Annotated in this window: 27 protein-coding genes; 9 read left to right on the forward strand and 18 right to left on the reverse strand. The window is 65.0% G+C overall.

Annotated features, from left to right (window positions below; translation table 11 throughout):
- Nucleotides 1–23: 23 nt before the first annotated feature.
- The 5 genes from argS to SA190iCDA_RS00705 all read left to right on the forward strand — a co-directional run bounded on the left by argS (nt 24) and on the right by SA190iCDA_RS00705 (nt 5,068).
- A complete protein-coding gene (gene argS / locus SA190iCDA_RS00685; RefSeq protein ID WP_070885962.1) occupies nt 24–1,763 on the forward strand; it encodes an arginine--tRNA ligase in 1,740 nt (579 codons plus the stop codon).
- The gene (locus SA190iCDA_RS00690) at nt 1,764–2,465 is read left to right on the forward strand and encodes an SPOR domain-containing protein (protein WP_070885961.1); all 702 of its coding nucleotides are present in this window, start codon (nt 1,764–1,766) and stop codon (nt 2,463–2,465) included.
- A 236-nt stretch (nt 2,466–2,701) separates the two neighbouring features.
- Nucleotides 2,702–3,238 carry an ATP-dependent protease subunit HslV gene (gene hslV, locus SA190iCDA_RS00695; RefSeq protein ID WP_070885960.1) on the forward strand — a complete coding sequence of 179 codons (537 nt, stop codon included), beginning with the start codon at nt 2,702–2,704 and terminating at the stop codon, nt 3,236–3,238.
- Between the two features lie 24 nt (nt 3,239–3,262).
- Nucleotides 3,263–4,603, forward strand: coding sequence for an HslU--HslV peptidase ATPase subunit (gene hslU / locus SA190iCDA_RS00700; protein WP_070885959.1), 1,341 nt, complete (start codon nt 3,263–3,265; stop codon nt 4,601–4,603).
- Nucleotides 4,604–4,696: 93 nt separating this feature from the next.
- Nucleotides 4,697–5,068, forward strand: coding sequence for a gamma-butyrobetaine hydroxylase-like domain-containing protein (locus SA190iCDA_RS00705; RefSeq protein ID WP_070885958.1), 372 nt, complete (start codon nt 4,697–4,699; stop codon nt 5,066–5,068).
- 108 nt (nt 5,069–5,176) lie between these two features.
- Here SA190iCDA_RS00705 and SA190iCDA_RS00710 read toward each other — a convergent pair whose 3' ends face one another.
- The 9 genes from SA190iCDA_RS00710 to SA190iCDA_RS00750 all read right to left on the reverse strand — a co-directional run bounded on the left by SA190iCDA_RS00710 (nt 5,177) and on the right by SA190iCDA_RS00750 (nt 14,815).
- Nucleotides 5,177–5,962, reverse strand: a complete 786-nt coding sequence (locus tag SA190iCDA_RS00710) for a phasin family protein (protein WP_070885957.1) — start codon at nt 5,960–5,962, stop codon at nt 5,177–5,179.
- 618 nt (nt 5,963–6,580) lie between these two features.
- A complete protein-coding gene (locus SA190iCDA_RS00715) occupies nt 6,581–7,621 on the reverse strand; it encodes an AlgP family protein (protein ID WP_070885956.1) in 1,041 nt (346 codons plus the stop codon).
- Between the two features lie 139 nt (nt 7,622–7,760).
- Entirely contained in the window at nt 7,761–8,222 is a 462-nt protein-coding gene (locus SA190iCDA_RS00720) for an Rsd/AlgQ family anti-sigma factor (protein WP_070885955.1), read from the reverse strand.
- A gap of 312 nt (nt 8,223–8,534) precedes the next feature.
- The gene (locus SA190iCDA_RS00725; protein ID WP_070885954.1) at nt 8,535–9,812 is read right to left on the reverse strand and encodes a heme biosynthesis HemY N-terminal domain-containing protein; all 1,278 of its coding nucleotides are present in this window, start codon (nt 9,810–9,812) and stop codon (nt 8,535–8,537) included.
- Nucleotides 9,809–10,948 (reverse strand): uroporphyrinogen-III C-methyltransferase, encoded by a 1,140-nt coding sequence (locus tag SA190iCDA_RS00730; RefSeq protein ID WP_419203870.1) that lies wholly within the window; start codon nt 10,946–10,948, stop codon nt 9,809–9,811. Before SA190iCDA_RS00730 ends, SA190iCDA_RS00725 begins: the two co-directional genes overlap by 4 nt.
- A 12-nt stretch (nt 10,949–10,960) precedes the next feature.
- A complete protein-coding gene (locus SA190iCDA_RS00735; RefSeq protein ID WP_070885952.1) occupies nt 10,961–11,734 on the reverse strand; it encodes a uroporphyrinogen-III synthase in 774 nt (257 codons plus the stop codon).
- Nucleotides 11,731–12,669, reverse strand: coding sequence for a hydroxymethylbilane synthase (gene hemC / locus SA190iCDA_RS00740; protein ID WP_070885951.1), 939 nt, complete (start codon nt 12,667–12,669; stop codon nt 11,731–11,733). Before hemC ends, SA190iCDA_RS00735 begins: the two co-directional genes overlap by 4 nt.
- A gap of 326 nt (nt 12,670–12,995) precedes the next feature.
- On the reverse strand, nt 12,996–13,742 hold the full coding sequence (locus tag SA190iCDA_RS00745; RefSeq protein ID WP_070885950.1) for a LytR/AlgR family response regulator transcription factor: 747 nt from the start codon (nt 13,740–13,742) through the stop codon (nt 12,996–12,998).
- Complete coding sequence (locus tag SA190iCDA_RS00750; protein WP_070885949.1) at nt 13,739–14,815, reverse strand: sensor histidine kinase; 1,077 nt, start codon at nt 14,813–14,815, stop codon at nt 13,739–13,741. The genes SA190iCDA_RS00745 and SA190iCDA_RS00750 overlap by 4 nt, the downstream gene beginning before the upstream one ends.
- A 220-nt stretch (nt 14,816–15,035) precedes the next feature.
- Here SA190iCDA_RS00750 and argH point away from each other — a divergent pair, with 220 nt between their 5' ends.
- From argH to SA190iCDA_RS00765, 3 genes are read left to right on the forward strand one after another with little or no spacing between them, the layout of a single operon-like run.
- Nucleotides 15,036–16,430, forward strand: a complete 1,395-nt coding sequence (argH, locus tag SA190iCDA_RS00755; protein WP_070886193.1) for an argininosuccinate lyase — start codon at nt 15,036–15,038, stop codon at nt 16,428–16,430.
- A 34-nt stretch (nt 16,431–16,464) separates the two neighbouring features.
- On the forward strand, nt 16,465–16,707 hold the full coding sequence (locus tag SA190iCDA_RS00760; protein ID WP_070885948.1) for a hypothetical protein: 243 nt from the start codon (nt 16,465–16,467) through the stop codon (nt 16,705–16,707).
- Nucleotides 16,708–16,726: 19 nt separating this feature from the next.
- The gene (locus tag SA190iCDA_RS00765; protein WP_070885947.1) at nt 16,727–17,206 is read left to right on the forward strand and encodes a GNAT family N-acetyltransferase; all 480 of its coding nucleotides are present in this window, start codon (nt 16,727–16,729) and stop codon (nt 17,204–17,206) included.
- On the opposite strand, the gene SA190iCDA_RS00770 is transcribed toward SA190iCDA_RS00765, so the two are convergent.
- The gene (locus tag SA190iCDA_RS00770; RefSeq protein ID WP_070885946.1) at nt 17,207–17,872 is read right to left on the reverse strand and encodes a glutathione S-transferase family protein; all 666 of its coding nucleotides are present in this window, start codon (nt 17,870–17,872) and stop codon (nt 17,207–17,209) included.
- 201 nt (nt 17,873–18,073) lie between these two features.
- On the opposite strand from SA190iCDA_RS00770, the gene SA190iCDA_RS00775 reads away from it, so the two are divergent.
- Nucleotides 18,074–18,316 (forward strand): DUF4282 domain-containing protein, encoded by a 243-nt coding sequence (locus SA190iCDA_RS00775; protein WP_070885945.1) that lies wholly within the window; start codon nt 18,074–18,076, stop codon nt 18,314–18,316.
- Nucleotides 18,317–18,356: 40 nt separating this feature from the next.
- Here SA190iCDA_RS00775 and SA190iCDA_RS00780 read toward each other — a convergent pair whose 3' ends face one another.
- The 8 genes from SA190iCDA_RS00780 to SA190iCDA_RS00815 form a co-directional block, all read right to left on the reverse strand.
- Nucleotides 18,357–18,797: a GlcG/HbpS family heme-binding protein gene (locus SA190iCDA_RS00780; protein WP_070885944.1), complete on the reverse strand. Its 441-nt coding sequence runs from the start codon at nt 18,795–18,797 to the stop codon at nt 18,357–18,359.
- A complete protein-coding gene (locus SA190iCDA_RS00785) occupies nt 18,794–19,573 on the reverse strand; it encodes an SDR family NAD(P)-dependent oxidoreductase (protein WP_070885943.1) in 780 nt (259 codons plus the stop codon). Before SA190iCDA_RS00785 ends, SA190iCDA_RS00780 begins: the two co-directional genes overlap by 4 nt.
- Nucleotides 19,570–21,081 (reverse strand): tripartite tricarboxylate transporter permease, encoded by a 1,512-nt coding sequence (locus SA190iCDA_RS00790; protein ID WP_070885942.1) that lies wholly within the window; start codon nt 21,079–21,081, stop codon nt 19,570–19,572. Before SA190iCDA_RS00790 ends, SA190iCDA_RS00785 begins: the two co-directional genes overlap by 4 nt.
- 29 nt (nt 21,082–21,110) lie before the next feature.
- Entirely contained in the window at nt 21,111–21,602 is a 492-nt protein-coding gene (locus SA190iCDA_RS00795) for a tripartite tricarboxylate transporter TctB family protein (RefSeq protein WP_070885941.1), read from the reverse strand.
- Between the two features lie 67 nt (nt 21,603–21,669).
- Nucleotides 21,670–22,677, reverse strand: coding sequence for a Bug family tripartite tricarboxylate transporter substrate binding protein (locus SA190iCDA_RS00800; protein WP_070885940.1), 1,008 nt, complete (start codon nt 22,675–22,677; stop codon nt 21,670–21,672).
- Nucleotides 22,678–22,738: 61 nt separating this feature from the next.
- Entirely contained in the window at nt 22,739–23,362 is a 624-nt protein-coding gene (locus tag SA190iCDA_RS00805) for a 2-dehydro-3-deoxy-6-phosphogalactonate aldolase (RefSeq protein WP_070885939.1), read from the reverse strand.
- Nucleotides 23,355–24,332, reverse strand: a complete 978-nt coding sequence (locus SA190iCDA_RS00810; protein WP_070885938.1) for a 2-dehydro-3-deoxygalactonokinase — start codon at nt 24,330–24,332, stop codon at nt 23,355–23,357. The genes SA190iCDA_RS00805 and SA190iCDA_RS00810 overlap by 8 nt, the downstream gene beginning before the upstream one ends.
- Entirely contained in the window at nt 24,329–25,126 is a 798-nt protein-coding gene (locus tag SA190iCDA_RS00815; RefSeq protein WP_070885937.1) for an IclR family transcriptional regulator, read from the reverse strand. The genes SA190iCDA_RS00810 and SA190iCDA_RS00815 overlap by 4 nt, the downstream gene beginning before the upstream one ends.
- Between the last annotated feature and the right edge of the window lie 95 nt (nt 25,127–25,221).

Below are 25,221 nucleotides of genomic sequence, written 5' to 3' on the forward strand. Positions count from 1 at the left end.
CCCCAAGGCAACCCGAGCCGAATATGAAAGACAGCATTCGCCACCTGATCCAGCAAGCCCTGACCCGCCTGAGCGCCGAAGGCGTGCTGCCCGACGGCCTGAGCCCGACGATCCAGGTGGAGAACACCCGCGACAGGACCCACGGCGACTTCGCCAGCAACATCGCCATGATGCTGGCCAAGCCGGCCGGCATGAAGCCCCGCGACCTGGCCCAAAAGCTGATCGACGCGCTGCCTGCCGATGCGCAGATCAGCAAGGTCGAGATCGCCGGCCCCGGCTTTCTCAACTTCTTCCAGAACAGCGACGCCCTGGCCGAGCGCCTGGAAGCGGCCCTGGCCGACGAGCACCTCGGCGTGCGCAAGAGCGGCCCGACGCAGCGCGTGGTCGTCGACCTGTCGTCGCCGAACCTGGCCAAGGAAATGCACGTTGGCCACCTGCGCTCGACCATCATCGGCGACGCCGTGGCGCGGGTGCTGGAATTTCTCGGTGACGAGGTGATCCGCCAGAACCACGTGGGCGACTGGGGCACCCAGTTCGGCATGCTGCTGGCCTTCATGGAAGAGAACCCGGCCGCCGCGGAAAGCGAGCTGGCCGACCTGGAAGGCTTCTACCGCGCGGCCAAGAAACGCTTCGACGAATCCCCGCAATTCGCCGAGCGCGCCCGCGCCCTGGTCGTGGCGCTGCAGGCCGGCGAGCCGGAGTGCATGCGCCTGTGGAACCGCTTCAACACCATTTCCCTGAGCCACTGCCAGAAGGCCTACGACCGCCTGGGCGTCAAGCTGACCCCCGCCGACGTCAAGGGCGAAAGCGCCTACAACGCCGACCTGGCCAATGTGGTCGCCGACCTGCGCAGCAAGGGCCTGCTCACCGAGGACAACGGCGCCCAGTGCGTCTTTCTCGACGAGTACAAGAACGCCGAAGGCAACCCGCTGCCGGTGATCGTGCAGAAGGCCGGCGGCGGCTACCTGTACTCGACCACCGACCTGGCGGCCATGCGTTATCGCAGCCAGGTGCTCAAGGCCGACCGCGCCCTGTACTTCGTCGACCAGCGCCAGGCCCTGCATTTCCAGATGGCCTTCGAGGTCGCCCGTCGCGCCGGCTTCGTGCACGAGGGCATGGACCTGGAGCACATGGGTTTCGGCACCATGAACGGCGCCGATGGCCGCCCGTTCAAGACCCGCGACGGCGGCACCGTGAAGCTGATCGACCTGCTCGACGAAGCCGAGTCGCGCGCCTACGAGCTGGTCAAGGCCAAGAACCCGGAGCTGGATGATGCCGAACTGCGGCAGATCGCCCGTGCGGTGGGCATCGGTGCGGTGAAGTACGCCGACCTGTCCAAGCACCGCACCAGCGACTACAGCTTCAACTTCGAGCTGATGCTCAGCTTCGAGGGCAATACCGCGCCCTATCTGCTGTACGCCTACACCCGCACCGCGAGCATCTTCCGCAAGCTGGGCAAGGGCATCGAGGAGATCGGCGGCCATATCGAACTTCATGCTCCCCAGGAAATCGAACTGGCCGGCAAGCTGGCGCAGTTCGGCGAAGTGCTGAGCAGTGTCGCGGACAAGGGCACGCCGCACCTGCTGTGCGCCTACCTCTATGACGTGGCCGGGCTGTTCTCCAGCTTCTACGAACACTGCCCGGTGCTCAGCGCCGAAGACGAAGGCACCCGCCAGAGCCGCCTGCGTCTTGCCGCCCTGACCCGCCGTACCCTCAAGCAAGGCCTGCAACTGCTGGGCCTGGAAACCCTGGAGCGCATGTAAGTGGCCGCCCGCAAGAAGCCAGCACCCAAGCGCGGCGCCAGCCGCTACAAGGCCCCGAGCAAACGCCCGGTACCCGGCTGGATCTGGCTCGCCTGCGGCCTGGCCGTGGGCGTGTTCGTTACCCTGCTGCTCAACCTCAAGCCGGGCGACGAAGCGGTCAAGCGAGACAAGCCACAACCCGAGCGCGCCAGCACCACGCCCAAGCCGACGCCCTCTGCCACCAGCCAGGAGCCGGGCAAGCCCAAGTACGACTTCTACACCCTGCTGCCGGAGTCGGAGGTGATCGTGCCGCCGGATGCCGTGCCGCCGCCTACCACACCCACGCCTGAGCCGAAGCCGGTAACCCCTGAAGAGGCCGCCAAGATCGACGCAGCCCGCGCCCAGGCGGCGCTCAACGGCGAAACACCACCGCCGGCGCCGCCGGTGGCCAAACCAGCAGAAACCAGTCAGGCTCCGCTGACCACCCAATTCTTCCTGCAGGCCGGCTCGTTCCCGAGCAAGGACAAGGCCGAAAGCATGCGCGCGCAGATCATCCTGCTCGGCCAGAACGTGCGGGTGGAATCCGGCACCGTGGCGGACAAGACCTGGCACCGCGTACTAGTCGGCCCCTTCGCCAACCGCGAACAACTGGCCAGCGCCCAGAAGACCCTGGCGGCCGGCGGTTTCGGCAACCTGCTGTTGCAGCGGCGCCAGCTACGCTGATCCCCTTTAACAGGCGATTGAAAAGCTACCTGCGTTGCCGCTGCTTCGTTAAGACAGGCTAAAAATGCTCATTTACAACAGGTAAACTGCGCTTTTTAGCCTGTTTTGCCTCGCATCGGCGGCCTCGCCTACGCTTTTCAAGGGCCCGCTAACCCGCCGCCGGTTGAAAAACCGCGGCGGGCCCCCATTTGAGAGTCATCAGGGCCATTTCGCCCCGCAGCGTGGAGACTCTCCCCTTGACCACCATCGTTTCAGTCCGCCGCCATGGCAAAGTCGTCATGGGTGGCGACGGCCAGGTTTCGCTCGGCAACACCGTGATGAAAGGCAACGCCAAGAAGGTTCGTCGCCTCTACCACGGTCAGGTGATCGCCGGTTTCGCCGGTGCCACCGCCGACGCCTTCACCTTGTTCGAACGCTTCGAAGCGCAGCTCGAAAGGCACCAGGGCCACCTGGTACGCGCCGCCGTCGAACTGGCCAAGGACTGGCGTACCGATCGCTCCCTGAGCCGCCTGGAAGCCATGCTCGCCGTGGCCAACAAGGATGCCTCGCTGATCATCACCGGCAACGGCGACGTGGTCGAACCCGAGCATGGACTGATCGCCATGGGCTCTGGTGGCGGCTTTGCCCAGGCAGCAGCCCTGGCGCTGCTGCAGAAAGGTAGCGACGAACTGGGCGCCCGCGAGATCGCCGAAACCGCGTTGGGCATCGCTGGCTCGATCTGCGTGTTCACCAACCAGAATTTGACCATCGAGGAGCTGGACTCGGCTATCTAAGCCAGTCCGGATCGGAGCCCGCTCATGTCCATGACACCCCGCGAAATCGTTCACGAACTCAACCGCCACATCATTGGCCAGGATGATGCCAAGCGCGCCGTGGCCATTGCCCTGCGCAACCGCTGGCGGCGCATGCAGCTGCCCGCCGAACTGCGCGCCGAGGTCACGCCGAAGAACATCCTGATGATCGGCCCCACCGGTGTCGGCAAGACCGAGATCGCCCGTCGCCTGGCCAAGCTCGCCAACGCGCCGTTTCTCAAGGTCGAGGCCACCAAGTTCACCGAGGTCGGCTACGTCGGCCGTGACGTCGAATCGATCATCCGCGACCTCGCCGATGCGGCCCTGAAGATGCTGCGCGAGCAGGAAATCATCCGCGTGCGCCACCGCGCCGAAGACGCCGCCGAAGACCGCATCCTCGATGCCCTGCTGCCACCGGCACGCAGCGGGTTCGCCGAGGAAGCGGCGCCGAACGGCGATTCCAACACCCGTCAACTGTTCCGCAAACGCCTGCGCGAAGGGCAGCTGGACGACAAGGAAATCGATATCGAGGTGGCCGACAGCCCCGCCGGCATCGAGATCATGACCCCGCCCGGCATGGAAGAAATGACCAGCCAGTTGCAGAACCTGTTTTCCAACATGGGCAAGGGCAAGAAGAAGAGCCGCAAGCTCAAGGTCAAGGACGCCCTCAAGCTGGTGCGTGACGAGGAAGCCGGTCGCCTGGTCAACGAGGAAGAACTCAAGGCCAAGGCGCTGGAGGCGGTCGAGCAGCACGGCATCGTATTCATCGACGAGATCGACAAGGTGGCCAAGCGTGCCAACGCTGGCGGCGCCGACGTGTCCCGCGAAGGCGTGCAGCGCGACCTGCTGCCGCTGATCGAAGGCTGCACCGTGAACACCAAGCTGGGCATGGTCAAGACCGACCATATCCTGTTCATCGCCTCGGGTGCCTTCCACCTCAGCAAGCCAAGCGACCTGGTGCCGGAGCTGCAGGGCCGTCTGCCGATCCGCGTCGAGCTCAAGGCGCTGAGCCCGGAAGATTTCGAGCGCATCCTCAGCGAACCCCACGCCTCGCTCACCGAGCAGTACGTGGCGCTGCTGCAGACCGAGGGCCTGAGCGTGGAGTTCGTCGAGGACGGCATCAAGCGTATCGCCGAGATCGCCTGGCAGGTCAACGAGAAGACCGAGAACATCGGCGCCCGTCGCCTGCACACCCTGCTGGAGCGCCTGCTCGAAGAGGTGTCGTTCAGCGCCGGAGACCTGGCGGGCCAGCAGGGCGGCGAGACCATCCGCATCGACGCCGCCTACGTGAACAGCCACCTGGGCGAACTGGCGCAGGACGAAGACCTGTCGCGCTACATCCTCTAAGAGCAGCGGCAAGCTGCAAGCTGCAGGCCTCAAGTGATGGGCACTCTGCCTTGATCGTACTGCAGCTTGGGGCTTGCAGCCTGGAGCTATTCCATGCGCATCCCCACCTCGATCAAGCTGCACAAGGCCTCGCGCATTCTGGAGCTGCACTATGGCAGCGACAGCTACCGGCTGCCCGCCGAATTCCTGCGCGTGCACTCCCCGTCCGCCGAGGTGCAGGGCCATGGCAAGCCCATTCTGCAGACCGGCAAGATGAACGTTGCGCTGGTCGGCATCGAGCCCGCCGGCAACTACGCCCTCAAGCTGACCTTCGATGACGGCCACGACAGCGGGCTGTTCAGCTGGGACTACCTGCACCAACTGGCCCTGCGCCAGGACGAGCTGTGGCGTGACTACCTGGACGCCCTGGCCGCCGCCGGCCAATCCCGCGACCCCGACGAGTCGGCCGTGCGCCTGATGCTCTGACATCCCGCCGGTCGGTAGAACGGGCCTGACTCCCGCCTGGTCGAAAACGCCAGCCGAAAACAGAAACGCCCGATACGGGATCGGGCGTTTGGCAGACGAGCGACCGCCTCAGGACTGAGCGTCAGAAGCGTCAGTAGTCGCTGTCCCAGGCGTGGTGATCGGCGTCGCTGGTGCCGTGGCGGCCTTGTTCGCCGCCGGTTTCTTCGCTGCCGGCTTGCTGGCTGCCTTGCCGGCGGGTTTGGCCACCGATCTAGCCGCGGGCTTGGCAGTCGTTTTAGCTGCTGGTTTGATCGGGGTCTTGGTAGCGGCTGCCGGCTTGCTCACCGGCGCTTTCCTGGCAGTTGCAGATTTGGCAGCGGCGGGTGTGGCGGCTGGCTTCGCAGCGGCGGTGCTGGCCATCTTGCTGTTGGTAGTCGCCTTGGTCGCGGTCGCCGAATTCGTGGCCGGCTTGGCCGCTGCCTTCTTCGTCGCCGGTTTGGCCGACGCCTTGCTTGACGCGCCGGTCAGCGCCTCCAGCTGACGGGTGAGCAGGTCGACCTTGTCGTTGAGCGCCTTGACCTCATTGCGGCTCGGCACGCCGAGGCGAGAAATGGCACCGTTGAGACGCTTGTCGAATGCCTCCTCGAGCTCGCTCCACTTGCCCTTCACCTCATCGACACGCGAGCGGGTGCTGCCGGCGGACGAGGTCAGCGCATCGGGCTGCTTACCGGCGCTGCTCTTGACGGCTTTCTCGGCCTTTTCGCCATCCTTGACCAGGGTATCGAACAGCTTGGTGCCGTCCTTGCTGACCTTGGAGTAAGCGCCCAAGCCTGCCAACCAGATCTGCCGCGAGTACTTTTCAACCTCGCCGATCCACGAGCTGGTCTGTTTCTCGGTTTTCTTTTTGACGGCCATCCTGCTCTCCTTATTGGGTACGCGCGACACGCTCAGGTAACACGCTCAGCTCATCCAGCTTCGCAGACAGGCTTTGGATCTCCTGCCGGGCGGGGACGCAAGACGGTTCAATGCGCGCCAGCCACGCGTGAATCGAAGGCCTGCTCGATCTTTTCGATGCGGGCGGCGACCTGGTTCTTCACAACGGACATTCTGCTTCGGCTTCATCGATCTGGCCATTGGCCGCCTCGACCTGTTCATTGACCTGTTTCCTGCCGCGCTGTTCCGCTTGCTCCTCCAGGCGCATCAGGGTGTGGAAATAAGCCAGCCCTTCCTGGCCAGCCTAGGCACAGGCGCCCAGACCCGCGAGCCACCACTTGCTGGCTGGCGACCGCTGGTCGGCAGGGGCAGGGCGGCGGGCAGAGACAAGCGGCTTATTGCTGGCGGTAACGTTCGGCAAGGTGCGCCTTACAGAAGCTTGGGAGATGGCCTGCACGACACAGCTCACCAGGCACCCTAAAGGGCAAAATTAGAAAACGCGTATTCGGCGCGAGGAAGGGTCACCCGAGGGCGCCTTTGAAAGGAAGGCGAGTTGCTGAGCCTGCGAGCGCAGAAGGCTCGCAGGCTCGGGATGCCCAATCAGTTGCTGGCGGGTGGCGTTGCGCCGTTGGCAGCACTGGTGGCAGCAGCGGCAGGCTCGCTCGCCGGCGCGACGGCAGGCTTGCTGGCCTCAGGCTTGGCTACCGGCTTGGCAGCAGTGGCTTTGCCAGCAGGCTTGGCCGCGGGTTTGCTGGCTGCAGGCTTGGCGGCAGCCGGCTTCGCCGCCTGGATAGAGGGCTTCGCGGCGGCTTTGGCCAGTGGTTTGGCGGCCGGCTTAGCTGCAGCCTTGGCCGCAGGTTTGTCAGCTGCCTGAGCGGCCGGCTGAGCAGCGGGTTTCGCCGCAGCCTTGGCTGCTGGCTTGGCAGCGGTGGTTTTTGCAGTCGCTTTGGCAGTTGGCCTGGCCGTGGCTTTGGCGGCAGCAGGTTTAGCGGCAGACTTGGCCGCCGGTTGGTCGGTAGTCGATCTTGCGGCGGCTTGAGCAGCTGGTTTGGCAGCAGGTTTTGCAGCCGCTTTGGTGGCCGGCTTGGCCGCAGTTTGAGCAGCCGGCTTCGCCGCTGCCTTGACCACCGGTTTGGCAGCGGCAGGTTTTGCTGCAGCCTTGGCAACTGGTTTGGTAGCCGCAGGCTTGACTGCCGCCTTGGCGGCAACCGGCTTGGCCTGGGCCTTGTCACGGCTGGACAGCGCCTTGCCAGCCGCCTCACGCACCTTGCCAACACCCTGGGCCAGTTTCAGGCTTTCCTGGGCATCGCGCTTGAGCTGCACGATGTACTGACGGGTCTCGGTCTGGCGAGCCTGCAGCGCATCGAGCACGCCCTCCAGCTCGTCCACCGCAGCTTTGGCCTTGGCCTGCGCCCTGGCCTTGCCGTCGGCCACTGCCGACTGCAGCTTGCCGCGCGCCTTGTGCAGGTTTTCCTGCGCGCTACCGCGCTGCTTTTCCAGTTTGGCGAGAATCTTCTCGGCATCTACCAGCGCTTGCGAGCAGGCGTTCTCGAGGTGCTCGAGCAAGCTTGCGGAGAGTTGCTGCAGCAGATGCAAAGGGGTGGTGACCGATTTCTTCTTCACGTTCTTTGTGGCCGGCATGACGCGCCTCCAGGCGGATGGGATAAAGCCATACATGGGTGGGTGAAATTTGCGCCCGCCAGAGGCACTTTGCAAGCACCGGCGAATGCCTCGCGAGGGCCTGAAACGACGACGCCGCGAATGATCGCGGCGTCGTGGCTCATACGGCGGCGGCGGTGGCCTGCTGCTTGTGGGCGGTGTGCAGGACTTCGATCAGGCAGTCCTCGAGTTCGAAGCGCTCGTGGAGCATGTTGCCCAGGCGCTTGAGCTCACCGCTCACCGAGTCGACATCGCCACAATCGCCGTCATCGCAACGGTCATTGAAGGCCAGGGCCGCTTCGGTGATCACCTCGATACGCGGGTAGATCTGCTTGGCCAGTTCCAGGCCGCGCTGATCACCAAACGCCCGGGCTTCTTCGGTGAGCTGCTGGTAGATCTCGAAATGGCCGGCGGAAACGTAGTCGACGAGGTATTCGCAGAATCGCTGCATCACCGCCTTGTCGCTGACGTCATCGATGGCCACGTAGGCCTTGATCAGTTCGGCACGTTCCTGCAGCCAGCGATCGATCATCAGGTGTACGCCGCCCCACCGCTCCTGCGCATTCTGGCAACTTTCGAGCATGGTGATCCGCTCCCTTATGAGTAAGTCCTGTAGGCATCGCGGCTCAGACCGTCGTTCAACCTGTCTTCGCCACGAATCGGAAGTTGGCTGGCCACCTGGCACCATTCCACTGGCCGAAAATCACTGCGGGCCATGGCAGGCAGCGACGGCAACGCACCACGAGTCGATCCTTGAACGTGCAGCCGAGTCCGGACACTAGCATGATTCTGGGCGCAGTCCGACCTCTCATTTCGTCTCAGGTTATGCCCGCTTCGATTGCCCTTCAAGGGGGACCGAAGCGGCGCCGGCCTGGCCGACGCGCACGGCCCCAGGTCAGCCCTGAAGTGACGTACGCTGGGGCTCAGCGGCGGTGGATACGGGCGGCACGCTCACGCCCTGACCACTCAGGCGGCGGTCGAGCAGCCCCAGGCCTTCCTGAAACAAACGGTTACTGCGTTCCACTTCCCCCAGCTGCGCCAGCAGGCGCGCCAGCTCGGCACAGGTCTCGGGGTGGCGTTCGAGCGTCAGGCTGGCCTCGAAGTAATCACGGGCCTTGCCCCACAGCTGATTATGCAGGCTCAGCCGCCCCAGGGTGAGCAGCAAACCGGCATCATCGGGATGTTGCTTGAGCCAGCCTTCGGCAGCCTGCAGTTGCCTGGCCGAATCACGGCCACGCAGCAATCCGTATAGGCGTGCCAGGCGGCTGTCATACTCCCGGTTCAAGGCCTTGTAGAGCAGCTCCTCGGCACCCGGCTCGGCGCCGAGGGCACGCAGGCGATCGGCGTACACCGCCAGCAACTCGGGCTCGCCACGCAAGCTGGGCGACAGGCGTTCCCAGGCCTGGGCCAAGGACGGCAACGCGCCATCGCCCGCCTCGTTGAAATCCAGACCGAGCAGGTATTCACGCCAGGCGCGGCGCTCCAGCGCCATCAGCTCGGCAGGCGCCATGGCCTTTTCCTTGCGCAATACCGGCAGCAGCTTGAGTACTGCCTGCCAGTCGCCCCGGGTCGTGTAGAGCTGCTGCAGTTGGCGCAGCACCTGCGGGTTGTGCGGATGACGCTCGTGCATCACCTGCAGGGTTTCCTGGGCGTTGTCGACTTCACCACGCGCCAGTTGCAGCTCGGCGTGGGTCAGGGCGATCGCCAGTTCGGCATTGGGCTGGCGCTGCAGCGCCTCCTCGAGCAGGGCGTCGCTTTGTTCGTAATGCTCGAGGTTGTGGGCCGCTCGGGCAGCGCCCAGGTAGTGGATCAGGGGGCGCGGTTCGTTGCGCGCGATGCGGCTCAGGTGCGTCTGCGCCTTGCTCCAGCGGCCTTCGATCAGCTCCTGAAAGCCGTGCTCGGAGGCGCTGCGCACCCGGCGCTCGCGGTGCAGTCGCGACCAGGGGTTGATCAGCCCGACCGACACCAGCACAGCTCGAAGCAAAACCCGCAGCAGCCATAACGCCAGGACGATCGCGACGATCAGCAGCACGAAGGCCCACAAGGTCGACTCGTAGCGAAACCCCTTGTAGGCGAACAGCACGTAGCCCTGATGTTCGGAGATGGCCAGGCCCAGCAGCGCCAGCCCGCCGATCACCAGCACGGTGAGCGACAGCAGGTACACGCGCTTCATGGGCGCTCCTCCCCGCTATCCTCGCCGGGGGCATCCTTGAGGCGCTCACGCGCCGACTGCTTGTGCTCGATATAGGCCTGCACGGCGTTGAGCGATTCGCTGAGCTCGGGCGCCTTGATCTCGATGGGTTGCTCGACCAGCTCGCTAACGCGGGTGCGCAGGGCGCGGCTGTCCGGGTTGTCACGGTTGAAGTTGGCATCCAGTACCTCGGCGGCCTGTTGCAGTGCCTGCCGATAGACCTGGGTCTGGCCATGCAGCGCCGCCCATTGGGCCTGCTCGAGCGCCAGGCTCAGGGCCAGGCGCACCTGCGTCAGGCTCTGCCCGGCCAGTAGCGGGCGCACGTTCCGATCGGCATCGAAATCGAGGCGAAAATACAGCGAGAGCTTGTGCAGCGCCTTGCCCCACCAGGTGCCGGGTTCGCTTTCGGCCGCCAGCTCGCCGAGCACACCACCGTCGGCGACGAACTTGGGGTTCAGCGAATTGAGTTGCGAGGCCTGCTCGCGCAGCGCGCCGAGCTGCAGGAACAGCCCGGTGCGATCGGGGTTGTCGGTGGCGCGCAACGCCTCCAGGCTCTTGGCCAGTTGCTCGCGGGCAGCGAAGGCCGCCGGGTCATCCTGGTCACGCAGGATCTCGTCGGCCGCCTGGACCAACGCGGTGGCGCTGTTGATGTCCTGCAACGCCGACAGGCGCAGGCTGGCCAGGCGCAGCAGGTGCTCGGCCTCGGCCAGTCGCCAGTCCTGGCGGCTGGCACCCAGCACGGTTTCCAGGCGGCGATTGAGCAATTGCTGGTCACCCTGCAGTTGCGCCACCAGTTGGCGACGCTCCTCGAGTTCCTCCACGCTGGGCAATTGCTCGAAGCGACCATTGAGGCTCTCGGTGCGCTGCGCCAATGCCTGGGTCTGGCTGCGGGCCTGCTCGAGCTGGCCGGACTGTTGCTGTGCCTCGCCTTGCAGGGTGTGCAATTGCCAGGCACTCCAACCGCCGACGCCGACACCGACGGCGCCGACCAACAGGGCCACGGCGGCAATCGCCGAACCGCGTGCCGCCGGCTTGGCCTCGGCAACGGTTGGGGACGATTCGGGGGCGGTCTGCACAGGCCGATCCTGCTCGTTGGGGGAGTCGCTTCGCTCACGTATCCATCCTTTGCTTCAAGAGTCGGGCGAAGCCTGCGCACGCAAGGCCGCCAACAACGCCGCGGTGTCGGCACCACGGCAATCCACAACATCAACCGCGCCGCGCGCGCGAGCCATTTCGGCGACGCGCGGGCTGGGCACGAACAAGGGTAGCTGCGCCAGCGTGGGCCAGTCATCCGCCGCCAGTTGCTGCAGATGCGTCAGGCCCTGCCCACTGCTGACCACCAGCCCATTCAAGCGTTCCACCTGTATCAGCCGCTGCAGCGTACCGGCGGGGTAGGCTGGCAGCACACGGCGGTAGACCGGCAGATAGTCCACCTCGACGCCTTGCGCCTGCAAGCGCTCGGCCAGCAGGGTGCGGCCATCCTCGCCGCGAATGATCAGCACCCGGGGAAACATCGCGTCCTTGAGCGCCGCCTGCAACTCGGGCAGCGCCAGCAGGGCTTCGCTGTCGTCGCCGGCGCTCGGCCAGAACACCCTCAGGCCATAGTCGACGAGCATCTGCCCAGTGCCGGCACCGACACTGAACCAGGGCTGATCGGCAAGCGGCTGCGGCCAGTAGCGATCCAGCAACGCGAGCCCGAAGCGGGCGGCGGGCTTGCTCACCACGATCACAGCCGTGTAGCGGTGCAGCTCGCAGATGGTGGCGCTGTGCCGGGGCGTTTCCGGCAGTTGCTCGATACCCAGCAGGGGCAGGCAGGCGCCATGGATACCTTCGCCGGCGAGCGATTGGGCCAGCGCCTGGCACTCCTGCTCCGGGCGCGTCAGCAGCAAGCGCCAGGAGCTCACTCGCCAGCCGCCTCGCCGTAGATGGCGTTGAGAATGTCGCCGGCGCCCTGGGCCAGCAGCGCTTCGGCGACCTCCATGCCAAGGCGCTCGGCGTCCGCAGCCGAGCCGCGCTGTTCGGCGAGCAGCAGGCGGCTGCCATCGGGCTCACCGACCAGGCCACGCAGCCACAGCTGCTCGCCTTCGAGAATGGCGTAGCTGGCGATGGGCACCTGGCAGCCGCCGTTGAGGCGTTTGTTCATGGCGCGCTCGGCGGTCACGCGCAACGCCGTCTCGATGTGGTTGAGCGGCGCCAGCAGCTGCTGCAACTCGGTATCGGCAACCCGGCATTCGATGCCCACCGCGCCCTGCCCGCCCGCCGGCAGGCTGTGCTCGACGGTGATGGAGGCGCGGATGCGCGCTTCGAAGCCGAGGCGAATCAGCCCCGCGGCAGCCAGGATGATGGCGTCGTACTCACCGGCATCCAGCTTGGCCAGACGGGTGTTGACGTTGCCACGCAGGAAATGGATTTTCAGGTCGGGACGGCGGGCCAGCAGTTGAGCCTGGCGACGCAGGCTGGAGGTGCCGACCACGCTGCCGGCCGGCAACGCGTCGAGGCTGTCATAGGTATTGGCGACGAAGGCATCACGCGGGTCTTCACGCTCGCAGATGCAGAACAGGCCAAGACCTTCCGGGAAATCCATCGGCACGTCTTTCATCGAATGCACGGCGATGTCGGCCTGGTCTTCAAGCAGGGCGGTTTCCAGCTCCTTGACGAACAAGCCCTTGCCGCCGATCTTGGCCAAGGGTGCATCGAGCAGCTTGTCGCCCTTGCTGACCATAGGTACCAGGCTCACCTGCAGACCCGGGTGGGCTGTCTCGAGGCGAGCCTTGACGTGTTCGGCCTGCCACAGGGCCAGGGCACTCTTGCGGGTGGCGATGCGAATTTCGCGGGGCATTTGCACGTTCCAGAAAACCAGTTGCCGCGGATGATAACAGGCTCACGGGGCGCCGGCCCGAAGCCGGCTGCGACCCTTCGCCCTACTGCCCGCGACGCTGCAGCGGCTTGGCTAGGGTCTGTTGCCGCTGTTGCCGCTTCAACGCGAGCCGCGTTGTCGCGAGAAATCTCGCCAGGCCGGGCGGCGATCCGCTAGGCGGAGGGCGCAAGGAATGGACTAGCCGTCCGCGTGTTCCCTTGCCAAGTCCTCCAACGACGCATGGCGAGATTTCCCGCACAACCTAGGCGGCCCCACCCGTAGGGCCGTGCGTGAAACGGCAACAGACCCTAGATCTGGCTCATCAGTTTGCGTACACCCGCGACATGGCGGCGGCTGACCACCAGCGCATCACCATTGAGGCCCTTGAGGTAGAGCTGGAAATGGCCCAGCGAGGTGCGCTGCAGGCGCTCGATGCGCTCGCGCGCCACCAGGGCGTTGCGGTGGATACGCACGAAGCGATCACCGAATTCGTCTTCGAGGGCCTTGAGCGGCTCGTCGAGCAGCACCTCGCCTCCCTCATGGCGCAAGGTGACGTATTTATGATCGGCGATGAAATAGATCACGTCATCCAGGGGAATCAGCTCGATGCCCTTGCGAGTACGCGCACTGATATGACTGCGCGGGCCAACGCCACTTTCCGCTGCCGGGCGGGTGAGCGCCGCCAGCTGTACGCGATTGAGGCGCTCGGCTTTCTTCAGCGCGTCCTCGAGGTGCTCGGGGCGCACGGGCTTGACCAGATAGCCCACCGCGCTGACCTGGAATGCCTCCACCGCGAACTCGTCATGGGCGGTGCAGAAGATCACCGCCGGCGGCGCCTCGCGCTCGCACAGCTTGGCAGCGGCCTGCAGGCCATCGAGGCCGGGCATGCGGATGTCGAGTAGCACGACATCGGGCTTGAGGCTCTCGACGAGCGCCAACGCCTCTTCACCATTGCTCGCAGAGGGCTCGACCACACGATAGCCGTCCAGCGCGGCCACCATTCGGCTCAGGCGCTCACGGGCAAGGGGTTCGTCATCAACGATCAAGACATTCATAATGATCTGGCTTCCTGCATGGGTCTTGCACATGGGTAGCGTAGACGGGTGTAGTGAAGGCCATCGCGGCGCTCCACACTGAGATTGGCCTGCGAACCGAAAAGTGCCGCAAGCCGTGCATCGATGTTGGCCAATGCCTGGTGCGTGCCGCGCGAGGCCATGGGTGCGCCGCCCTCATCAAAGGGATTGGAGACGCTGAGATGGAAGATTCCATCGTTGTATGTGGCTGATATCTGCACCAGTCCCCCCTCGATACGTGGCTGGATACCGTAGATCAGAGCGTTCTCCAGCAAAGGCTGCAGGGTCAGCTGGGGTATCGGCAGGTCAGCGGGTACATCGTCGACGTCCCACTGCAATTGAAGCCGTTCGCCAAGCCGGTATTGCTCGATCGACAGGTACCGCCGTGCCAGTTCCAGTTCCTCGCTCCAACTGACGAGGCTACCGGGCTTGGCCAGGCTTGCCCGGAACAGGTCGGAGAGATCCAGCACCGCCTGTTCCGCCCTGGCAGAATCTGTGACAACCAGGCTCGCGATGCTGTTCAAACTGTTGAACAGGAAGTGCGGGCGGATACGCGCCTGCAGTGATTCGATGCGTGCGCGCAGCTCGGCCTGCTCCTGACGCCGCCACTGGCTCTGCAGATAGAAATAGCGCAGCAGCAGCGCCGACATGATCAGGCTGATCAGCGCATGGCGCAGGTACAGATTGACCTCACCCTCATGGGGCAGCGGGCCGCCAAGGTCGTAGTAGTCGGCCACTGCCGTACAGCCCAGTGTCAGCCCCACCACCAGGGCGCAGCAGGCCGCCCCCGCCCACATTGCCGGCAGCCGCGCGAGCAGCGGCCTGAGGCGGCACAGCAGCGCCGAGGACAACAACACGATCCACTGCACGAACAACGAGGTCAGCGCCAGACGCACCCAGTCGAAACCGGGCAGCATCGGCTCGGCGAGCACCAGCACCAGCACCAGCAACTCGGCGAGCAGCACGGTGCTGAGCAGCGCTTCGGGCTGGCACAGTTCGGGCACGAAGAAATCGTTCGGCGCCTGGGGGGTCGAGGTCATGCGTTTATCGTTCATCGCTGCAGTTTCGGCGGGCGCTGCACAACCGGCAAGAGAGGTCACGGCAGGCGAGCGAAATAAGCCGCGTAAACCCATGGCGAAGGGGTGAAACTGTGACCCAGGCGACACTCGCACCGGCCGCTGCGCCGGGTGCAGGGTCTGTTATCATCGGCACACTTTTTCCGCCATGACGGGCCGCCTCGATCCGTCCGAATACGCCTACAGCCGAGTCATATTCATGAGCCAAGAGAAAACCAACCAGTCCTGGGGCGGCCGCTTCAGCGAGCCCGTCGACGCCTTCGTCGCCCGCTTCACTGCCTCGGTGGAATTCGACAAGCGCCTGTACCGCCACGACATCATGGGCTCCATCGCCCATGCCAGCATGTTGGCCACGGTCGGTGTGCTCACCGATGCCGAGCGCGACGCGATCATCGATGGCCTCACGCAGATCCAGGGCGAGATCGAAGCCGGTACCTTCGACTGGCGCGTCGACCTCGAAGACGTGCACATGAACATCGAGGCGCGCCTGACCGACCGCATCGGCGTGACCGGCAAGAAGCTGCACACCGGCCGCTCGCGCAACGATCAGGTGGCCACCGACATCCGCCTGTGGCTGCGTGACGAGATCGACCTGATCCTCGCCGAGATCACCCGCCTGCAGCAGGGCCTGCTGGAACAGGCCGAGCGTGAAGCCGCGACCATCATGCCCGGCTTCACCCACCTGCAGACCGCCCAGCCGGTGACCTTCGGCCATCACCTGCTGGCTTGGTTCGAGATGCTCAGCCGCGACCACGAGCGCCTGGTCGACTGCCGCAAGCGCACCAACCGCATGCCCCTGGGCAGCGCCGCGCTGGCCGGCACCACCTACCCGATTCAGCGTGAAATCACTGCCGAGCTGCTGGGCTTCGATGCGGTGGGCGGCAACTCCCTGGACGGCGTGTCGGATCGCGACTTCGCCATCGAATTCTGCGCTGCCGCCTCCCTGGCGATGATGCACCTGTCGCGCTTCTCCGAAGAACTGGTGCTGTGGACCAGTGCCCAGTTCCAGTTCATCGACCTGCCCGATCGCTTCTGCACCGGCAGCTCGATCATGCCGCAGAAGAAGAACCCTGACGTGCCCGAGCTGGTGCGCGGCAAGACCGGCCGCGTGTTCGGCGCCCTGACCGGCCTGCTGACCCTGATGAAAGGCCAGCCGCTGGCCTACAACAAGGACAACCAGGAAGACAAGGAACCGCTGTTCGACGCCGCCGACACCCTGCGCGATTCGCTGCGTGCCTTCGCCGACATGATCCCGGCGATCAAGCCCAAGCACACCATCATGCGTGAAGCGGCGCTACGCGGCTTCTCCACCGCCACGGACCTGGCCGATTACCTGGTGCGCAAGGGCCTGCCGTTCCGCGACTGCCACGAGATCGTCGGCCACGCGGTGAAATACGGCGTCGACAGCGGCAAGGACCTGGCCGAGATGAGCCTGGACGAGCTGCGCCAGTTCAGCGACCAGATCGAGCAGGACGTATTCACTGTGCTGACCCTGGAAGGCTCGGTGAATGCCCGCGACCACATTGGCGGCACCGCACCGGCTCAGGTGCGTGCGGCGGTGGCACGCGGCCGGGAGCTGCTGGCGAGCCGCTAAGCATGCCTCGGCGAGAAACGGGAAAGGAGTTCCCATGCCTGAATTATTGCTGCGTGGCTTGGCGCTACTCGCCGAGTGGGTACTTGAGGGCATAGTCGGCTACATCCTGTACATCACCGGCTGGCTAGCCCTGCGCCTGTTGACACTGGGCCGCTACCCAGCCCTGCCACTGCGCGTGGACGATCCAATGGGCTCACGTACGTCCTGGGTCGCCGCGTTCGGCTTCTTTTGCCTCGTGGGCTTGCCATTGGCCTGGCTGAACATCACCTATAGCTGAAACCTCAATGAGAGATCCCATGCCCCTCACCATTCGCCCTGCCGTGCGCGAAGATGCCGCCCTGATCCTGCGCTTCATCACCGACCTGGCCATCTACGAGAAGGCCGAGCACGAGGTGAAGACCAATGTCGCCGGCATCGAAACCAGCCTTTTCGGCGAGGGCAGCACCGCCCACGGCCTGATCTGCGAACTGAACGGCAAGCCGATCGGCTACGCCGTGTATTTCTTCAACTACTCGACCTGGCTGGGCAAGCACGGCCTGTACCTGGAAGACCTCTACGTCACCCCTGAGCAGCGCGGTGTCGGTGCCGGCAAGGCGCTGCTGCGCCACCTGGCCAAGCTGGCGGTGGCGCGCGGTTGCGGTCGTTTCGAGTGGTCGGTGCTGGACTGGAACACGCCGGCCATCGAGTTCTACGATTCCATCGGTGCCAAGCCGCAGAACGAATGGATCGGCTATCGCCTGACCGGCGAAGCCCTGACGAGCTTCGCCGCCGGCTGATCAGCCGCCGAAACGGGCTTTCATGTGGGCCAGGAATGGCCCCATCAGCGCGTCCTTGTCCGCCGCGATGCGCTGCACGTTGGGGTTCTCGGCAAAGCGTTCGAGCAGTGCCCTGGCCTTGGGGAAATCGCCCAGCAGGTCGATGGCGAACAGCTTGTGGGCCACCGCGGCGGCAAGGTCGAGGCTGTACAGGAAATACAGGTCGGCCAGGCTCAGGCTGTCGCCCGCCACATAGGGCGAGAACCTGGCGAGGCGCTTGAGCGCGTCGATACCGGCCAACAGTTCTTCACGGCTCTTGGCCTGGATCACCGGGTCGACCTGCAGGCCGAAGAATGCCTGGGCGTAGCAGGCGCGGGCCGGCAGCTCGATGTACAGCTCGATGTGCTTGGCCAGTTCACGCACCCGCGCCTGCTCGTAGGCGCCCTTGGGTAGCAGCGCCGGGCCCTGGCCCAGCGCCTCGAGGTATTCGAGAATGGCCGAGGTCTCGCTGATGTAGCCGTGCGCGCATTGCAGCACCGGCACCTTGCCGCGCGGGCTGATCGCCAGGAAGGCCGCGTCGCGAGAGGCGAAGACCTGCACCTCCTCGAACGGCAGGCCCTTTTCCAGGAGAGCGAGCTTGACCATGTTGTAGTAGTTGCTGACAGCGAAACCATGGAGTCTGAGCATGGATACCTTTCCTCTGGTAGGCAGACCGGGCTCGGTCAGGACAACACGCTAGCGGCATTCGCCAGGCCCCGCCAGTGGCATTTCGGACAACTGGCCGCAGCCCCTGGGGACTGCTACCCTGCGCCCCGCCCGAGCTACGGGTTGCGCCCGGCGGGTGCAAGCGGCCGGGCATTCGCCAACCCATGGACTGGAGTTAACCCCATGAAGAACCTGTTCTTCTTCGACGCGATGCTCACCCCGAAAATCATCACCTTCGTCTACTGGCTGATGCTGCTCAGCGTGGCGGTGAGCAGCCTGACGATGATGTTCGGCGCCTACGGCAGTTTCCTCGGCGGCCTGGGCACCCTGGTCGGCGGCGTCATCGGCGCCCGTATCGGCTGCGAGCTGATGATCGTGCTGTTCAAGATTCACGAGAACCTGCAGAAGATCGCCAACCGCCCCTGAGACGCAAGTACCCGCGCACCTGGGTGCGCGGGCGCTGCAATCACGCCAGCGCAGCGGCTCCCGCCAACGCCACCTTTCCGTCCTGCGTCGGGTGCATGCCCGACACCCCGATAGCGCCGATGACCTTGCCGTCGTGCACCAGCGGCACGCCGCCTTCCAGCAAAATGGCATTGTGCATCGACAGCAGCCGCAGTGCTGCGCCGCCGGTGGCCAGGGTTTCTTCGAAACCCTTGGTGGAGCGCTTGAACTGCGCCGCGGTGGACGCTTTCCTGATCGCCACCTCGACACTGCCCAGCGCCGCCTCATCGAGCTTGTGCAGCAGCACCAGATTGCCGCCGCTGTCGGCCACGGCGATCACCATCGGCCAGCCATGGGTCAGCGCCTCACGCTCAGCGGCCGCCGCGATATGGCGCGCCAGCTGCAACCCGATAGGTGCACCGTAGCCCAGCACGCCAGGCGCGAACTCGGCAGGCGTACTCATGGCATTGCCTGCCCGCCGTTGACGTCGAGCACCTGGCCGGTGATGTAGCCACTGCAGGCGTGCGAGGCAAGAAACAGGTACGACGGCGCCATCTCTTCCGGCGTGCCGAAACGGCCCATGGGAATCGTGGTGCTGACCGCAGCACGGGCCGCGTCGTCCTTGTCGGCATGGAAGGCGGTGTCGACGGTGCCCGGGGAGACGATGTTGAAGCGGATATTGGCCGGGGTGAATTCACGCACCCAGTTACGCTGGATGTTGTGCAGCCAGGCCTTGGCCGCTGCATACAGGCTGGCGCCTGGACCTCCGCCACCATGCGCGGCGATCGAGCCGGTGGTGATCACCGCTGCACTCTGCCCGCTGGCCTTGGCCGAGGCGCGCAGATAAGGAATAGCCTCCCGGGTGACCATCAGCGCCGAGCGCAGGTTGACGTCGGTCATGGCGTCGAAGAAGTCATCGTCGATGCTCTCCAGGCCACGGCGCTCCAGGAGCGCACCTGCGTTGTTGATCAGCACGTCGATACCGCCGAAACGCTCGACGAACGCCGCGACGGTGGCCACACAGGCCTCGGTCTTGCCGAGATCGCCGGCGAAGAACGCCGCCTGGCCACCATCGCCCGACAGCTCTGCGAGCAGCGCATCGAGATGGGCCGGCGTGTTGCGCGCGGTGATGCCGACGTTGGCGCCAAGCTTGGCGAAGGCACGGGCAGTCGCCAGGCCGATACCCAGGGTGGAGCCGGTGATCAGCACGCGCTTGCCGCGCAGGTCATCGAAGGTCATTGGGAACATTCCTCTTTAGGGTGAGCAGGAGGTGGCGCAGTAATGCCGGCGCGGCGCTTGAGCACACGCAGTAGCAGCGGCAGCATCCACAGCGACAGTGTGATGATCGCCAGCGCCAGGGAAACCGGGCGTTCCAAGAACACCATCAGGTCACCCTGGGCGCGCATCATCGAAGTGATGAAGGTTTCCTCGAGCATCGGCCCGAGGACGATGCCGAGAATCATCGGCGCCAACGGAAAGCCGTTCTCTTCCATCAGGAAGCCGACGATGCCGAAGGCAAGGATGGTGACGATGGCGAACAGGGTGTTTTCCACCGCGAAGGCGCCGACGATGGAGAACGCCAGGATCACCGGCATGAGGATGCTCTGGGGCACCTGCAGCACGCGCTTGAACAGCTTGATGGCGAGAAAGCCGAAAGGGATCAGCAGGATGTTGGCGAGCAGGAAGGCCAGAAACACCGCGTTGATCATGTCGGCGTTCTCGGTGAAGATCGTCGGCCCCGGATTCAGCCCCTTCATGAACAGCACGCCGATGACGATGGCGGTCAGCGAATCACCGGGAATGCCGAACACCGTGGCCGGGATGAAGCTGCCACCCACTGCCGCATTGTTGGCGGCGGTGGCCGGAACGATCTTGGCCATGTTGACCTCATCCGGCGTGGTGCGCCTGGCGGCGGCGCGCTTGGACATGGCGTAGGATATGTACGCAGCCACATCGGCGCCCGCCCCCGGCAGGATGCCGACCAGCACACCGACGAACGAGCCCTGGCCCACACCCGCCTTGTACTTGAAGATGTCGCGCAGCGCTTGCAGCAGCATGGGCTTCTGCGCCACCAGCGCGGCCTGCCGGGAATTACCGGCACGGCTGTTGCGGGTGCAGAAACGCAAGATTTCCGCCACGGCAAACAGGCCGATGATCACCGGGATGAAGCCCAGGCCGCCGAGCAGGTCGGCATTGCCAAACGTGAAGCGCGCCTCGCCCGACACCGGATCCAGCCCGACGCTGGCCACCAGCAATCCCAGCAGCAGCGAAATCGCGCCTTTGACCGGCGAGCTGTCGGAGACCGCGATGGCGGCGGTCAGCCCCATGCAGGCCAGCCAGAAGTATTCGAACGAGCTGAAGTTGAGGGCGAACTCGGCCAGGAACGGCGCGAACAGAATCAGCGCCAATACGCCGATACTGCCGCCGATGGCCGAGCTGATCGCGCTCATACTCAGGGCATACTCACCCAGGCCACGTTGCGCCAGGCCATAGCATGGTTCGGTGTAGGCCGCCGAAGCGGGCGTACCGGGCATGCGCATATACACCGCGGGCAGGTCACCGGAAAAAATCGCCATCGCGGCCATGGTGACGATCGCGGAAATGGCCGGCACCGGATCCATGAAGAAGGTCACCGGCACCATCAGCGCGATCGCCATGGTCGCGGTGAGGCCGGGGATGGCACCGACAAACAGCCCGTAGATGGCAGCGATCACCATCACGGCCAGTACTTCGAACGTCATCACCATGCCGAAAGCGTTGATTATCGTGTCCACACTCAACCCCCCAGGTAATCGGTAAGAACGCCCATAGGCAGTTGCACGCTCATCACCTGCTGGAAGAACAGGTAGAGAAACAGGGTGACCCATACCGCCGTCATCCAGGACATCAACGGCCGGCCGCTGAAGCGCTGGCACAACACGCCAACCAGCACCACGCTGCAGAGCGGGAAGCCGACACTTTCGATGGTGGCGATGAACACCACCACCAGCAGCGGCACCAGCACGATGTTGCTCAGCCGCTCACGGTCGCGCAGCCAGGGGCCGGCCTGCGCCAGCCAGAAACCGCTGCCCTGCTGAACCAGCGCCACACGCACGCCCTTGATCAGCAGAATCACCCCGCAAACCGCCAGCAGGCTGCCGATGATCGACGGAAAAAAGCCGGCACCGTACTGGAAGAACGGTGAAGTTTTCATCTGCTGGCCGTGCAGCAGAATACCCAGCCCGAGCAGGGTGAAGAGCACCCCGAGGGCGATGTCGCTGAATTTCATGGTGTGCGCTCCTGGCGAGCAGCCGGGTGCCGCGCCGCCGGATAGGCAGGCATGGCACCGCAACGATTTACGGGTTGAGCTTGCCGATCAGCGCCTGGACGTCACGGGTGTGCTGCTCCAGGTACTCACCGAAGGCCTCGGCGTTGCGCCACTGCGGACGGAAGCCGCGGGCTTCCATTTCCTTGCGCCACTCGGGGTCGTTGTAGATCTTCTCCAGGGTCGCTTCGAGCTTGACCTTGATGTCATCCGGCAGGCCAGCAGGTGCCACCAGCGCACGGAACGAGCCCAGCTCCAGATCCAGACCGGTTTCCTCCTTGAGGGTCGGCACGTCCGGGTAGGCGGCCTGGCGTTCGGAACCGAATACCGCCAGGCTGCGAACCTTGTTCGAGCGCAGCAGCGCATCGGCCTCGGGCAGCGAGCAGGGCACGAAGTCGACACCACCGGCAGCCAGGTCCTGCATCGCCGCAGCGGCGCCCTGGCCGGGAATCATGCGCACCTTCTGCAGGTCGACCTGCCAGGCATCCAGCAGGCCGGCCACCGCCATCGGCCAGGAACCGCCGCAACCGCCGGCACAGGCAATGGTGTATTTGCCAGGGTCGGCCTTCAGCGCATCGAGCGCCTGCCGCAGGCTGGTAAAGGGCGAGTCGGTATTGACCTGGAAACCGGCGAGGTCGAAGTTGTACTGGCCTATAGGCGTGAAGTCGCTCGCCTTGAAGTCGGCCTGGCCCATTTCCTTGTAGTGCGCGTAGTTGAACAGGATGCCCAGGGTGTAACCGTCAGCCTTCGCGCTGATGATCCGCTGGATGCCGACCACGCCGCCGCCCTGCCCCAGGTTGATGACATTGAACTGCTGCCCCAGCTCCTGCTTGAGGTACTTGGACAGGATGCGCGCGGTGCCGTCCGAGCCACCGCCCGCACCAGCCGGCACGATGATGCTGACGGGGCGGCTCGGCCATTCGGCGGCCATTGCCGGCATGGCCAGGCCCAAGGCGAGGCTCAGTGCGGCCAGCTTACAGCCGGCACGGCTCAGTAGCTTGCCGAGCGGGGAAGTGCGAGGTGCATGGTTAACGAGCATAACGAGCTCTCCTTTTATTATTGTCGGGTACGGCTGTCATGGTGGTCGGGTGCAGCGAATCTCAGTGTTGCGTGGCCCTCCAGGCTGCCACGAAGGCCTTGCCGTTCTCGCCCACTTCAGCGGCGCTCATGCCTGGTTTATACAGTGCCGAACCGAGACCAAAGCCGCTGGCACCAGCGGCTACATAGGCCGCCATAACGTCAGAGGTGATGCCCCCCACCGGCAGCAGGGCGATATCCCGCGAGAACACCGCGCGCCAGGCCTTGACGATCGAGGGGTTGAATTGCTCGGCGGGAAACAATTTGAGCACCTGGGCGCCGGCGTCCAGCGCCGCAAACCCCTCACTCGGCGTTGCCACGCCGGGCGAGCTGAACAGCCCGGCACGACGCGTGGCACGAATCACGTCGGGGTTGCAGTTGGGCGACACGATCAGCCGTCCACCGGCCTGCGCCACCTCTTCGACCTGCTCGATTCTCAGTACGGTGCCGGCGCCGATCAGCGCCCTATCGCCCAACCTGGCCGCCAGCAGGCTGATGCTCTGCAACGGTTGTGGCGAGTTCAGCGGAATCTCGATCAGCCGAAAGCCGGCCTCATAAAGTGCCAGGCCGACCGGCACGATCTCTTGGGGCGTGACGCCACGCAGAATGGCGATCAGTGGCAATTGCTGCAGGTAGCTGTCAGACATGCAGGGCACTCCTCGAAACGGGGATGGGCGTTGCGGTGATCAATCTGGCTGCGCAGGCCAGGTACCAGAGACCAGCGACACCGGCATTCTCCAGTGTCCGTACGGACGCGACGCCAAAGCGCGCCAGGGCCAGGCGATAGCGGTCACACAGGTGGGCATCGCCAATCAGTACCAGTGGCGGGCAGGCGGCGTTTTCAAGGCTGGCAAGCACGCTGCGCAGCTCCTCGCCGATCAGCAATCCAGACAGATAATCCAGGCTTTCGCCGGCCGTCAGGCGCTCGGTAAGCAACAGGCTGCGGGTACTGAACAAACGGCCGGACACGCCTTCAGCAGCGCTGCTACGGGCCGCATCGAGGCCGCGGTGAAAGGCTTCATCACTGCGCTCGCTACCCGCTTCGCGGGCCGGACGGCCGAGAATCGAATGATCGCGCAGGACCGCGAACAGCTCGCCGGTCATATGGGTGGTGAAGCGGCTGATCGCCCCCTCATGCACCGTGACCCATTTGCTGTGGGTACCGGGCAGCACCAGCAGCGCGTTTTCGCGCAGTTCAGGGGCCAGCTGCAGGGCACCGAACACCTGGGTTTCTTCGCCGCGAATCACGTTGGGCAAGGCGCTGGCATCGAGCACGCCCGGCAGCAGATGCAACGTGCCGCAGGGCGTATCCAGCGCCAGCAGCCCGTCGACCAGGTCGTCCACCGTCGCCGGGCAGCGTGCATACGGCACTTCACGCCAGCCCTGACGGCTGCCGATCATGCCGCACGCCAGCGCAGGCAGCCCTGGCCATTGACGGTACCAGTCACCGACCAGCGTTGCATAAGCGCGGGCGAAGTCGCCATCTGGCGTGTGCTGTACGCCCCATGGCCGACTCTGCATGGCCAGCACCCGGCCGCCATCACCGAGCAGGTAGGCACGTAGCGATGAGGTTCCCCAGTCGAGGGCAATCAGCGTCGGCACGAGACGTTCGGTCATGAGGCACTCCAGCCCAGTTCTCGGGAAATGGCCACGGCGCAGGCGATCACCTCTGGGCGCAACTCATGCAGGCGCGCCTCAGGCATGTAGGGGATGGCGCTGGCGACGCTTAACGCAGCGACGATCTGCCCGCTGGCGTCACGCACCGGGGCGGCGACACAGCGCACGCCCAGCTCGTTCTCTTCCAGATCGAAGCTGAAACCGCCGTCGGCATAGCCGTTCATCAGTGCGCGAAAATCGTCCCAGGGGGTGAATTCTTCGCGCAGGCCTGACTGTCCGGCTCGACGTTGCAGACCCTGCTGGTAGAGCGCCTGCCACTGGGCCTCGGGCAGGTCGAGCATCAGTGATTTGCCGATGCCGGTCAGCGCCAGCGGCATGCGCAGGCCGATCCGCGAGCGCATTTCCAGGCCGCGGCTACTGGGCAGCTTCTCGATGTAGAGCACATCGCCGTCCTCACGCACGCCCAGGTGCACGGTGTCCTGTGTCAGGCGTGCCAGTGCTTCCAGATGCGGCCGCGCGACATTGGCAAGCGGCATCTGCGCACGCGCCTTGTAGCCGAGCTCGATAAGCCTGGGGCCCAGTTGATAGCCACCCGCGCTGCCGCCGATGGCACGCAGATAACCCGCCTGCACCAGTGCGGCAATAAGCCGATGGGTGGTGCTGCGTGTGCAGCCAATGGTCGCGCCGATATCGACCAGGCTGCTGGCGCCCTGGGCAACGGCGTCGATCACGGCCAGGCCACGGAACAGCGCCTGGGCACCCGTGGGTGCCTGAATGTTGTTTTTCTCGGACATGGGGTTTCTCCTGGCGATGGACTCTAATCGGCTTTTCAGCAATTCTCAATATGCGAAACAGACTCCCATATTGTAGGAATTATTTGCCATGTGGC

The organism is Pseudomonas argentinensis, assembly GCF_001839655.2.
In the GTDB taxonomy this organism is placed as follows: domain Bacteria; phylum Pseudomonadota; class Gammaproteobacteria; order Pseudomonadales; family Pseudomonadaceae; genus Aquipseudomonas; species Aquipseudomonas argentinensis_B.